This is a genomic window from Streptomyces clavuligerus, assembly GCF_005519465.1.
GTDB lineage: Bacteria > Actinomycetota > Actinomycetes > Streptomycetales > Streptomycetaceae > Streptomyces > Streptomyces clavuligerus.
On record NZ_CP027858.1, the window covers coordinates 5,136,531 to 5,148,507 of the forward strand.

Genomic DNA, 11,977 nt, shown 5'->3' on the forward strand with positions numbered 1-11,977 from the left:
CGGCGGCCGGGACGACGGCGGAGGGCCCCACCAGCGCCGAGCACTCCCGGAGCGCGGGGCGTCGCGGCGCGGCCTAGGGTGGGGCGCATGGTCGTCGAGCCGCTGCCCGACTCCCGGACCGAGGGGGACGGTTCCGTCGTCGTCCGTGTGCTGAGCTACAACGTCCGCTCGCTGAGGGACGACGAGGACGCCCTGATCCGGGTGGTCCGGGCCGCCGCGCCCGATCTCGTTCTGGTGCAGGAGGCCCCCCGTTTCCTGGGCTGGCGCAAGCACGCCGCGCGCCTCGCCGCCGGGGCCGGGCTGGTCGTCCTCGGCGGCGGGGCGGGGGCGACGGGGTCGCTGCTGCTCTGCTCGCTGCGGGCGGCCGTCGAGCGCACGGAGGACGTGCTGCTGCCCCGGACCCCCGGGCTGCACCGCCGGGGTCTGGCCACCGCGGTCGTCCGCTTCGGCGCGGCCCGGCTCGGGGTGGTCGGCTTCCATCTGAGCCTCCAGGCACGGGAGCGCCACACCCAGGCGGGGCTGGTGCTGGAACGGCTCACGGCCCTCGGGGCACCGCACACCCTCGCCGCGGGCGACGTCAACGAGCCGCCGCCGGGCCGCGCCTTCCGGCGGCTCGCGGGCCGGCTCCAGGACTGCCGGGCCCTCGCCCCCCGGGGCGGTGAGCACACCTTCCCGTCCACGGCGCCCCGCCGCCGCATCGACGCGGTCTTCGCGAGCGCGGAGGTCGAGGTGCTGGGCTGCGGGGTCCCCCTGGACCTCCCCGGGGTCACCGCCGCCGACCTCCGCGCGGCCAGCGACCACCTCCCGGTCCTGGCCGCGCTCAGGCTCCCCGCCGGGCCCTGAGACCCCGGCGGGACCGCGCTCAGACCACCGCGCCCCGGCCCGGGTCCTCGCGGTCCTCGTCGTCGTCGGTCGACATCCGGGCCACCAGCGTGATGAAGCCGCCCAGGAAACCGCCCACGCAGAGCGTCGTCAGCCACCAGGTCATGTCCCAGCGGAACACCACCGCCAGCAGCATCAGCACCGGCCCGCCGATCACCCCCAGCCAGGCGAACTTGGCCGTGGTGTCCGCCTCCGGCAGCGGCGGCGGCTCCGGCGGCACGAAGTGGCCCTCGTCGCTCGCGTCGAGGTCGCCGTCCTTCGGCTCGGCGATCCGGTAGTCCCGCGGCCCCGCCCCGCCGACCCCCGGCGCGAAAGTGATCGAACTGCCGAGCGCGGGCCGCTCCTCCGGCTCGGCGGGCGGCTCGGGCCGCTTCGGCGGTTCGTCCGCCTCCAGCCCGGCCATGTCCTCCACCGACTTGAAGGGCCTGGCGCCCGGCGGGTCGGCCGGTTCCGTGCCGTACCCGGCGACGATGGCGGCCCACGCGGCCTCCTCGTCGATGGGCTGCGGCTCTCTGTCGGCGTCGTGCTGATCAGCCACCGGTGCTGCTCCCCTTCTCTCCGATGTGTGGAGCGAACCGGCAGACAAACGCGTGACTCTCCTTGAAAATCCGCTCCGCATCGTGGTCCAACGTCGCGACGTGGTAGCTCTGTTCCAGCAGGATCTCCGTGACGTCCGTGGAGGAGACCCGGCCGAGGATGCGCGCGGAGTCGACGGGCGGCACCACATGGTCGACGGTGCTGTGCAGCAGCACCAGCGGCTGGGTGACCTGGGGCAGCTCGCCGTCGACCACCCGCAGCAGATTCCGCAGCGCGTACGCGGCGTGCAGCGGCACCCGGTCGTAGGCGATCTCCCGCACCCCGGGCTTGGCGATGTCGCTGGAGATCCCGGGGATGCTCGGCACCAGATGGCGCGCCACCGGCAGCACCGCGGCGGACGCGCCGTGCACCTTGTTGGCGGGGTTGACCAGGACCAGACCCGCCACGGCATCCCCGTGCCGGGCCGCGAGCCGCAGCGCGAGCGCGCCGCCCATGGACAGCCCGAAGACGAAGACCTGGGAGCAGCGCGCGGTCAGCTCGCTCAGCGCCCGGTCCACCTCCGCGTACCAGTCCTGCCAGCCGGTGATCTGCATGTCCTGCCAGCGGGTGCCGTGCCCGGGCAGCAGCGGCAGGGACACGGTGAGCCCCCGCTCCGCCAGGTACTCGGCCCATGGCCGCAGCGACTGCGGGGAGCCCGTGAATCCATGGCAGAGGAGGACGCCGACCTCTCCGCCCTCGTGGCGGTACGGCTCGGCTCCGGGAAGGACCGGCACCAGGGTCTCCTGTTCTGTGACGACGACGGTGACGACGACGGTGTCGATGGCGACGACGGTGGCGATGGGGATGGGAATGGGGACGGCGGTGGCGACAGCGGTTGTGGACGGGGCGCGCGGGACGGAACGCACGGAAGGGAGTGCGGAAGTGATCGCGGAGGGACGGGACGTACGGACGGACGCGGGAACCGTGACGGGAGAATCCACCTCACGGTACGCGACGGGACTGACACCGGCCAGGTCCAACCGGCCCTCCGACGAGGAGTTCCCCGGTCGGCTCGGGATAAGGTCTGTTCGACAGCAATAGGAGGCATTCGAGTTGATCTACGGCGCAATGAAGCTCTCGATCGGGAGCGGCCTGAAGCTGGCCTTCAGGCCCTGGGTGGAGGGTCTGGAGAACATTCCCGCCTCCGGGCCGGCGATCCTCGCGAGCAACCACCTCTCGTTCTCCGACTCCTTCTTCCTGCCCGCCGTGCTCGACCGCAAGGTCACCTTCGTCGCGAAGGCCGAGTACTTCACCTCTCCCGGGGTCAAGGGCAGGCTCACCGCCGCCTTCTTCAAGGGCGTGGGACAGCTCCCGGTGGACCGCTCCGGCGGGCGCGGGGCGGCCGAGGCGGCGATCAAGGCCGGTATCGAGGTCGTGCAGGGCGGCGGGCTCTTCGGGATCTACCCCGAGGGCACCCGCTCCCCGGACGGACGGCTCTACCGGGGCAAGCCCGGCGGCCTCGGCCGGGTGGCGCTCGCCACCGGCGCTCCCGTGATCCCGATCGCCATGATCGACACGGAGAAGGTCCAGCCGCCCGGCAAGGTGGTGCCCAAGCTGCTGCGTCCGGGCATCCGCATCGGCAAGCCCCTGGACTTCAGCCGCTACCAGGGCATGGAGGAGGACCGCTACATCCTCCGCTCGGTGACCGACGAGGTCATGTACGAGATCATGAAGCTCTCCGGCCAGGAGTACGTGGACATCTACGCCACGGTCGCCAAGCGGCAGATCGCCGAGGCGGAGAAGGCGGAGAAGGCGGCGGCCAAGGCCGCGGAGAAGGCCGCGAAGGACCGCTCCGGCGAGGCACCGGCCAAGGCGCCGGACGGGGCCGTGGAACCGGGGACCCCGGGAGCCGGGTCCTCAGGTCCGGGGGCACAGGACCGCCCGGCCGCCTAGCGCGCGCCCGGCCGCCCCGCGCCGCACCCGCAGGGGAGCCGCGGCACACGCGCGGAGCGCCGGGGGGGGCACGGGGGAAGCGCACACACACGGGGGGAACGGGTGGGGAGAACGGCCGGGCGCGAGCGGGTCGTACGGATGTCGGTCGAGCTGCCGCTGTGGCGCGCGCTCGCCGGTTACCGCGTCCTGACGATGGCCTACGCGGTACTGATCTTCGTCTACAACATGGAGCGGTACGAGCGCCCCTGGGTCGCGGGCTGCTATCTGGCGGTGCTCGCCGTGTGGACGCTGGCCACCCTGCCCCGGGTGCTGGGCGCGGCGGCCCGCTGCACCAAGCGCTTCCTCGGCGCGGATCTGACGGTCGCGCTCGCCGGGATCATGCTCACCCTGGTCGCCGACGCGGACGCGCAGCGGATCGACAGCCCCACCCTGCCGTCGATCTGGACCGCGGGCGCGGTGCTGGCCTTCGCGCTGCGCGGCGGCTGGCGCTGGGCGGCGTTCGCGTCCTCGCTGGTCGCCGCCGCCAACCTGGTCCAGCGCGGCGAGCCCAGCGGGGACACCATCCACAATGTGCTGCTGGTCTGGATCGCCTCGATCGCCATCGGCTATGTCGTGGAGGTGGCCCGCGCCTCCGAGCGCACCCTCGCCCGCGCCCTGGAGATCGAGGCCGCGACCCGGGAACGGGAGCGGCTGGCCCGCGACATCCACGACAGCGTCCTCCAGGTGCTGGCGATGGTGCAGCGGCGCGGTACCGCGCTGGGCGGTGAGGCGGCCGAGCTGGGCCGGATGGCGGGCGAACAGGAGATCGCCCTGCGCGCCCTGGTCTCCAGCGGTCCGGTGCCCGCGTCCGCCGGGGCCTCCCGGGCGGACGGCTCCCCCGAGCCGGGGTCCGGGCCGGAGGAGGACGGGGCGGACCAGGGGCCGTGCGATCTCCGTCCGCTGCTCGCACGGTACGCGGGACCCCGGGTGACCCTCTCCGGGCCGGGCGCCCCGGTGCCGCTGCCCCCGGCCGCCGCCCGGGAGCTGGCCGCCGCCGTCGGCGCCGCCCTGGACAACGTCGAACGGCACGCGGGCCCCGGGGCCCGCGCCTGGATACTCGTCGAGGACTGGACGGACGACGTGATCGTGACCGTCCGCGACGACGGGCCCGGCATCCCTGAGGGCCGCCTCGCGCAGGCGGAGGGGGAGGGGCGGCTCGGTGTCGCCCTCTCGATCCGGGGCAGGCTGCGGGAGCTGGGCGGCACCGCCGAGCTGGTCTCCGTCCCGGGGCAGGGCACCGAGGTCGAGCTGCGGGTGCCGAGGTCCGCACCGGAGCCACCGGGCCGGGCCCCGAGGGCCTGAGCCCGGGGTGCCGCCGGGCGGCGGGGACGGAGCCCCGGAGACCCAGCGCCCCGGAGAAGCAGAGATTCCAGAGACGCAGAGAACGAGCCGAGGGACCGGCGGGGGAAGGCGGAGAGCGCGTGACGGACGGACAGAAGGACCCGGCGCCGGTGAAGGTCATGGTCGTGGACGACCATCCGATGTGGCGGGACGCGGTCGCCCGCGATCTGGCCGAGGCGGGCTTCGACGTGGTGGCCACCGCGGGCGACGGCGCGCAGGCGGTCCGCCGCGCCCAGGCCGCCGCGCCCGATGTGCTCGTCCTCGACCTCAACCTCCCCGAACTGCCGGGCGCCCGGGTCTGCAAGGAACTGATCGGCTCGCTGCCGGGGCTGCGGGTGCTGGTGCTCTCCGCGAGCGGCGAGCACGCCGATGTGCTGGAGGCGGTGAAGTCGGGCGCGACCGGCTATCTCCTCAAGTCGGCGAGTACGGAGGAGCTGATCGACGCGGTCCGGCGGACGGCCGACGGCGACGCGGTCTTCACGCCCGGCCTCGCCGGACTCGTCCTCGGCGAGTACCGCAGGCTCGCCGGTGAGCCCGCGCCCACCCCCGGCGGACCCGAACCCAAGGCGCCCCGGCTCACCGACCGGGAGACCGAGGTGCTGCGGCTGGTGGCCAAGGGCCTCTCGTACAAGCAGATCGCCGAACGGCTCGTGATCTCCCACCGGACCGTGCAGAACCATGTCCAGAACACCCTGGGGAAGCTGCAACTGCACAACCGGGTGGAACTGGTGCGCTACGCCATCGAGCGCGGTCTCGACGACCTCTCCGACTCCACCGGGGACTGACCCGCCGGGCCTGTGCGCCCCCCCCCGCACACTCCCGGCCGGGCTCGCCCGCGCGGGTGAAACCGGGTGCGCCCGGTTCACCGCCGTACGAGCGCTCGGGCCCGGAGCGGAGCGGGTTGCACGACCCCCATTCGTACAAACCCCTTGGTAACGGACAGAAATAGCCCTTCCCGGCCATCTCGGAGTGACGTGGATCACCATTAGCGTGACGGTGTCCAGGAACTCACCAGGCGAAGGGAAGGATCCATGCGCGTCGGAGTACTGACCGGGGGCGGCGACTGCCCCGGCCTCAACGCCGTCATCCGGGGTGCCGTCCGCAAGGGCGTCCAGGAGTACGGGTACGAGTTCATCGGCTACCGCGACGGCTGGCGCGGCCCGCTGGAGGGCGACACCCTCCCGCTGGCCATCCCCAACGTCCGGGGCATCCTGCCCCGCGGCGGCACCATCCTCGGCTCCTCCCGGACCAACCCCCTCAAGAGCCGGGACGGCGTCCGCCGGATCAAGGACAACCTGGCCAAGGCCGAGGTCGACGCGTTGATCGTGATCGGCGGCGAGGACACCCTCGGGGTCGCCGCCGAACTCCACGGCTCCTACGGGGTCAACTGCGTCGGCGTCCCGAAGACCATCGACAACGACCTCTCCGCGACCGACTACACCTTCGGCTTCGACACCGCCGTCTCCATCGCCACCGAGGCCATCGACCGTCTCCACACCACCGCCGAGTCGCACATGCGCGTCCTGGTGGTGGAGGTCATGGGCCGGCACGCGGGCTGGATCGCGCTCCACTCCGGGCTCGCGGGCGGCGCGAACGTCATCCTCATCCCTGAGCAGCGCTTCGACATCGACCAGGTGTGCTCCTGGGTGACCTCGCGGTTCCAGGCCAGCTACGCCCCGATCGTGGTGATCGCCGAGGGCGCGATGCCGAAGGACGGCGAGGCGGTGCTCAAGGACGGGACGAAGGACTCCTTCGGCCATGTCCGGCTCTCCGGCGTCGGCGAGTGGCTGGCCAAGGAGATCGAGGCACGCACCGGGAAGGAGGCCCGTACGACCGTCCTCGGCCATGTGCAGCGCGGCGGCACGCCGACCGCGTTCGACCGCTGGCTCGCCACCCGCTTCGGGCTGCACGCCATCGACGCGGTGCGGGAGGGCGACTTCGGCGCGATGGTCTCGCTCAGAGGGACCGATGTGGTCCGGGTACCGATCGCCGAGGCCACCGCCCGGCTGAAGACCGTCGACCCCGGGCTCTACCGTGAGGTCGGCGTCTTCTTCGGCTGAGACACCCGCCGCCCACGGGCCTCCCGGCCGAGGCCCCGACGGACCTCTGGCCTCCGGGCCCTGGCTTCGGGTCTCCAGGTCTCCAGGCCACCGGTGCCCGGGCCTTCGGGACTTTCGGCCTCGGGCTTTTGTTCACCGGGCCTTCGGTCTCCGGGTCTCTGGGCCACCGGCCTCTGACCTTCGGGTACCCGGCTTTCGGCCACCGGCCTTCGGGTTCCCGGTCCCCGGGCCTTCAAGGTTCCGGCCACCGGTCCCCGAGCCTCTGGCCTCCGGGTACCCGGCTTCCGGTCATCGGGCCTCCGGCCTCTGGCTTCCGGTCTCCGGGCCTTTCGGCTTCCCGGCCTCGGGCTTTTGTTCACCGGGCCTTCGGTCTCCGGGGCTCTGAGCCACCGGCCTCTGACCTTCGGGTGTGCCCGGCTTTCGTCGGCCACCTGTCTCCGAGCCTCTGGCTTCCGGCCCTTCGGCCTCTGGGCCACCGGCCACCGGGTCTCTGGCGTTCGGGTGCCCGGTCCCTGGTCATCGGGCTTCCGGCCTCCGGGTGTCCGGCTTCCGGTCTCCGAGCCTCTGGCTCCCGGGCCCTCGGTCTCCGGGCCTCCGGATCATCGGCCGCTGGCCTCCGAGCTTTCGGCTTCCGGGTCTCCGGGCCACCGGCCCCGGCCACCGGTCTCCGGGTTTCCGGTGCCCGGGCCTTCGGGACTTTCGGCCTCCGGCTCCCCGGCCCCCCGGCCTCCGGGTCTCCCGGTCATCGGGCCTCTGGACTTGGCCTCTGGCCTCCGGTCTCGGGGCCACCGGACACAGGGCCCCGAGCACCGAGCACCGAGCATTCGGGTCTCCCAGACCCCCGGTGGCCTCCGATCGCGCCGTGATCGTCCCCTGACCGGCCGACGGCCGGCCCCGACCGGCCTCAGCTCCGGCCGGAGCGCCCCGCGGCAGGTGGCGACCTGCCGCGCCCCCCCCGCGATCCCGCGGTGATCCCACCGCGCCGCGCCGCGCCGTCCCGCGGCACACGGTCCGACCGGCCGGTCGAACGCCGCCCCCGCCCCGCAGAGCGAGGGCCCGCCCGACCGGCCGCGCCACGCGCGCCGCCGCGTCGCCCCGTACCGGCGCTCCTCAGACCCGGGGCAGTACCGACCCGGACAGCAGCCCCGCGACCAGCCGGGGACCGTCCAGGGTGAGCACCGACTCCGGGTGGAACTGCACCGAGGCGACATGCGCCGCCCGCAGCGCGTGGACCTCGCCCAGGGCCGGATCGCGGGCCACCTCCACCCCGCGCCCCGCGAGCCGCCGCGCCGCCGCGTCGTCGCAGCGCGCCGTGAAGCTGTTGTAGAAGCCCACCGTCTCCGCCCGGCCGAACAGCTCGATCCGCTCCTGCGCCCCCTGGTGGGGCACCCGCTTGCGGACCAGCGGCAGCCCCAGTTCGGCCGCGATCAGCTCATGGCCGAGACAGACCCCCAGCACCCCGTGCCGATGGCCGCGCAGCAGCTCGGCCGTGAGCCCCCGCAGCAGCCGCATCTTCGGATCTCCCGCCTCGCAGGGGTCGCCGGGGCCGGGCCCCAGCACCACCGGACCGGGGTGCTCCAGCGCCGCCTCCCGCAGCCCCGGCTCGTCGTACCGGCGGACACTCACTTCGAGCCCCGTCGAGCGCAGCAGATGCGCCAGCATCGCGGTGAAGGTGTCCTCCGCGTCGATCATCAGCGCCCGGGCGTGCGGCGGCGCCGCGAGCGGCTCCCGCAGCCGCAGCCAGAACGGAGCCAGCGAGGCCCTGCGCCCCTCCAGCGCGGCCCGCACCCGGGGGTCGTCCGCGAGCCGCACCGGCTCGGCCCGCCGCGCCGGGCGTCCGGGGACCACGCCCAGGGCCGCCAGCACGGCCGCCGCCTTGGCGTGGGTCTCGGCGACCTCGCCCGCCGGGTCGGAGTGCCGGACGAGCGTCGCCCCCACCGGCACCCGTACCCCGCCGGAGGGGTCGATGTCGGCGGTACGGATCAGAATCGGCGAGTCCAGCCGCTGCCCGCCGTCCGCGTCCCGCTCGATCAGCGCCAGCGCGCCCGCGTAGTAGCCGCGTCCGCCCGTCTCGTGGCGCTCGATGACCCGGCAGGCGTTCTGCACCGGCGAGCCGGTGACGGTGGCCGCGAACATCGTCTCCCGCAGCACCTCCCGGACATCGAGCGAGGTACGGCCGCGCAGCTCGTACTCGGTGTGCGCGAGGTGGGCCATCTCCTTGAGCCGGGGCCCGACCACGACCCCGCCCCGGTCGCCGACCGTGCACATCATCTTCAGTTCCTCGTCCACCACCATCGACAGCTCGTCCCGCTCCTTGGGGTCGTCGAGGAAGCGCAGCAGCGACTCGGCGTCCGGGCCGCCGGGCGGATAGCGGAAGGTGCCGCTGATCGGGTTCATCACCACCGTGCCGCCGCTCATCCGCACATGCACCTCGGGGCTCGCGCCCACCAGCGTGCGCTCGCCCGTGTGCACCACGAAGGTCCAGTACGCCCCCCGTTCCCCCGCGAGCAGCCGCCGGAACAGGGCCAGCGCGTCCGCCCGTCCGAAGCCGTCGATCCGGCCGGTGAAGGTGCGGCGGATGACGAAGTTGGCCCCCTCGCCCCGGCCGATCTCCTCCGTGATCACCCGTCGGACGATCTCCGCGTACTCCTCGTCGGGCACGTCGAAGGCGCCGTCCGCCACCCGCACCGGGTGTGCGGGCAGGGCGTCGAGCACATCGGCGAGCGGCAGCGCGGCGGACTCCTCGGCGAGCAGCGCGCTCAGCGGGGTCCCGTCGTCGCGGACCTGGAAGCCCCGCTCCCGGATCTGCCGGAACGGGACGAGGGCGAGCACGGGGGTGTCGCGGACGGGCAGCCCGGCGAGGGTCCCGTAGGTGTGGACCGGCCCGGTCAGCAGGTCGACGGTGTCGGCGGCGCCCGGGGCGCGGCCCGGGGTGCGGCGGTGCAGCAGGGCGAAGGGGCGGTCGTCCGCGAGCAGCCGCGCGACGGCGGCAGCCGCGTCGGGGGCGGCGCCTTCGGAGGCGGTGGTCGTGGCGGCGGTGGTGCCTGGGTCGGACATCCGGTGGGTTCCTTCCGGTCGTTCCGGTGACGGGGAGCGAAGAAGCCCCGAGGGGAACGGCCGGGTGTCCCGGGAAAACACTGAAGGCCGCCCCCTGGGCGGCCTTCGCGAGTCGTGTGCGCGTTCGGATCAGCGGGCCGCCGGATGTGCGGTCCACCACCAGTCCTGGTTCAGCTGCTGCTGACTCCCGAGCGCGAACATGCGGCGAACCCTACCGCAGCGGCCGACTCCGCCACGCCGTCACGCTGCGGGAACGCGGGATCACGGGGTGGCGTGTCTCACGTGGTGGGCGGCTCACGGGGCACCCGCCGTGACCCCGTACTGTTGACGGTGTGACCGTGAACGCTAAGACCACCGCTACCGGTGGCAACACCTGGCGAGACCTTCCCGCGGCGCAGCAGCCCGAGTACCCCGATGCCGAGGCTCTGCGCGATGTGATCGCGGACCTCGAATCGTATCCGCCGCTCGTCTTCGCGGGCGAGTGCGACCAGCTGCGCGCCCGGATGGGAGCCGTCGCCAGAGGCGAGGCGTTCCTGCTCCAGGGCGGAGACTGCGCCGAGTCCTTCGACGCGGTCGGGGCCGACGACATCCGGGCCAAGCTCAAGACCCTGCTCCAGATGGGGGCGGTGCTCACCTACGCCGCCTCCGTGCCCGTCGTCAAGGTCGGCCGTATCGCCGGTCAGTACTCGAAGCCGCGCTCCAAGCCGACCGAGACGCGCGACGGCGTGACCCTGCCCACCTACCGCGGCGACTCGGTGAACGGTTTCGCGTTCACCGAGGAGGCCCGCATCCCGGACCCGCAGCGGCTGAAGCGGATGTACAACGCGTCCGCGGCCACGCTCAACCTGGTCCGCGCCTTCACCACCGGCGGCTACGCCGACCTGCGCCAGGTGCACGCCTGGAACCAGGACTTCGTGAAGTCGTCGCCCTCCGGCCAGCGCTACGAGCAGCTCGCCCGCGAGATCGACAACGCGCTGAACTTCATGGAGGCGTGCGGCACCGACCCGGCGGAGTTCCGCACGGTCGAGTTCTTCGCCTCCCACGAGGCGCTGCTGCTCGACTACGAGTCGGCGCTGACCCGGGTCGACTCCCGCACCGGTCATCTCTACGACGTCTCCGGCCACATGGTCTGGATCGGCGAGCGCACCCGGCAGCTCGACGGGGCACACATCGAGTTCGCCTCGAAGATCCGCAACCCGATCGGGATCAAGCTCGGCCCCACGACCACCGTGGACGAGGCCCTGACCTACATCGACCGGCTGGACCCGGAGCGCGAGCCCGGCCGGCTGACCTTCATCGTCCGGATGGGCGCCGACAAGGTTCGCGACAAGCTCCCCGAGCTGGTAGAGAAGGTCACCGCCTCCGGTGCCACCGTGGCCTGGGTCACCGACCCGATGCACGGCAACACCTTCGAGGCGGCGTCCGGCCACAAGACCCGGCGTTTCGACGACGTCCTGGACGAGGTCAAGGGCTTCTTCGAGGTGCACAAGGCGCTCGGCACCCACCCCGGCGGCATCCATGTCGAGCTGACCGGCGACGACGTCACCGAGTGCGTGGGCGGCGGCGACGAGATCTTCGTCGACGATCTGCACCAGCGCTACGAGACCGCCTGTGACCCGCGGCTCAACCGCAGCCAGTCGCTGGACCTGGCCTTCCTGGTCGCGGAGATGTACCGGAACCAGTAGGCCGGACCGGCCCGCGGCACTGTTGCGGGCCGCCCGGGGCACGACGGAAGGGGCATGGATCGTTGTGATCCATGCCCCTTCCGCGCTCTGCCCACTTTTGTCGGAACCCAGGAGCCAGGTAAGGTTAGGTTAGCCTCACCGATTCACGGGAAAGGCTCGAACGAGGACCTTTCCGGGAGGTGAACCGCGTGTACGTCTGCTCTTGCTTCGGTGTCACGGAGCAGCAGGTGAAGGCGCACGCGAAGGCCGGAGCCTGCACCCCCCGCCAGATAGCCTCCGCCTGCAAGGCGGGCACGGACTGCGGTTCCTGCGTCCGGACGATCCAGGCGCTGCTGGGCCGGGGCAACTGCCCCCGCCGGGAGCTGGCCGACCAGGGCGAGCCCGCGCTCACCGCCGCCGTTCCCGCGCCGCTGGAGCTGCGCGAGGCCGCCTGAGGCTCCCCGG

The 11,977-nt window shown here is 73.3% G+C and carries 10 protein-coding genes; 7 read left to right on the plus strand and 3 right to left on the minus strand.

The window, feature by feature from the left end:
• Positions 1-87: 87 nt before the first annotated feature.
• Complete coding sequence (locus CRV15_RS21635; protein WP_003960205.1) at positions 88-843, plus strand: endonuclease/exonuclease/phosphatase family protein; 756 nt, start codon at positions 88-90, stop codon at positions 841-843.
• A 19-nt stretch (positions 844-862) separates the two neighbouring features.
• Here the strand turns inward: CRV15_RS21635 and CRV15_RS21640 are convergent, their stop codons facing one another.
• Together CRV15_RS21640 and CRV15_RS21645 are read right to left on the minus strand one after the other, a co-directional pair.
• Positions 863-1,420: a hypothetical protein gene (locus CRV15_RS21640; protein WP_003960204.1), complete on the minus strand. Its 558-nt coding sequence runs from the start codon at positions 1,418-1,420 to the stop codon at positions 863-865.
• On the minus strand, positions 1,413-2,192 hold the full coding sequence (locus tag CRV15_RS21645) for an alpha/beta hydrolase (RefSeq protein ID WP_029182892.1): 780 nt from the start codon (positions 2,190-2,192) through the stop codon (positions 1,413-1,415). Before CRV15_RS21645 ends, CRV15_RS21640 begins: the two co-directional genes overlap by 8 nt.
• Before the next feature lie 334 nt (positions 2,193-2,526).
• Between CRV15_RS21645 and CRV15_RS21650 the strand changes: the two genes are divergently transcribed.
• From CRV15_RS21650 to CRV15_RS21665, 4 genes are all read left to right on the plus strand, one after another.
• A complete protein-coding gene (locus CRV15_RS21650) occupies positions 2,527-3,351 on the plus strand; it encodes a lysophospholipid acyltransferase family protein (RefSeq protein ID WP_003958208.1) in 825 nt (274 codons plus the stop codon).
• 138 nt (positions 3,352-3,489) lie between these two features.
• Positions 3,490-4,692 (plus strand): MacS family sensor histidine kinase, encoded by a 1,203-nt coding sequence (gene macS / locus CRV15_RS21655; RefSeq protein WP_009995920.1) that lies wholly within the window; start codon positions 3,490-3,492, stop codon positions 4,690-4,692.
• Positions 4,693-4,850: 158 nt separating this feature from the next.
• On the plus strand, positions 4,851-5,516 hold the full coding sequence (locus CRV15_RS21660) for a response regulator (RefSeq protein WP_003958206.1): 666 nt from the start codon (positions 4,851-4,853) through the stop codon (positions 5,514-5,516).
• Between the two features lie 246 nt (positions 5,517-5,762).
• Entirely contained in the window at positions 5,763-6,791 is a 1,029-nt protein-coding gene (locus CRV15_RS21665; protein ID WP_003958205.1) for a 6-phosphofructokinase, read from the plus strand.
• A 1,110-nt stretch (positions 6,792-7,901) separates the two neighbouring features.
• On the opposite strand, the gene CRV15_RS21670 is transcribed toward CRV15_RS21665, so the two are convergent.
• Positions 7,902-9,848, minus strand: a complete 1,947-nt coding sequence (locus tag CRV15_RS21670; protein ID WP_003960199.1) for a phenazine-specific anthranilate synthase component I — start codon at positions 9,846-9,848, stop codon at positions 7,902-7,904.
• Positions 9,849-10,180: 332 nt separating this feature from the next.
• On the opposite strand from CRV15_RS21670, the gene CRV15_RS21675 reads away from it, so the two are divergent.
• Positions 10,181-11,533, plus strand: a complete 1,353-nt coding sequence (locus CRV15_RS21675; protein WP_003958203.1) for a class II 3-deoxy-7-phosphoheptulonate synthase — start codon at positions 10,181-10,183, stop codon at positions 11,531-11,533.
• A 179-nt stretch (positions 11,534-11,712) separates the two neighbouring features.
• Entirely contained in the window at positions 11,713-11,967 is a 255-nt protein-coding gene (locus tag CRV15_RS21680; protein WP_003958202.1) for a (2Fe-2S)-binding protein, read from the plus strand.
• The last annotated feature ends 10 nt before the right edge of the window (positions 11,968-11,977 follow it).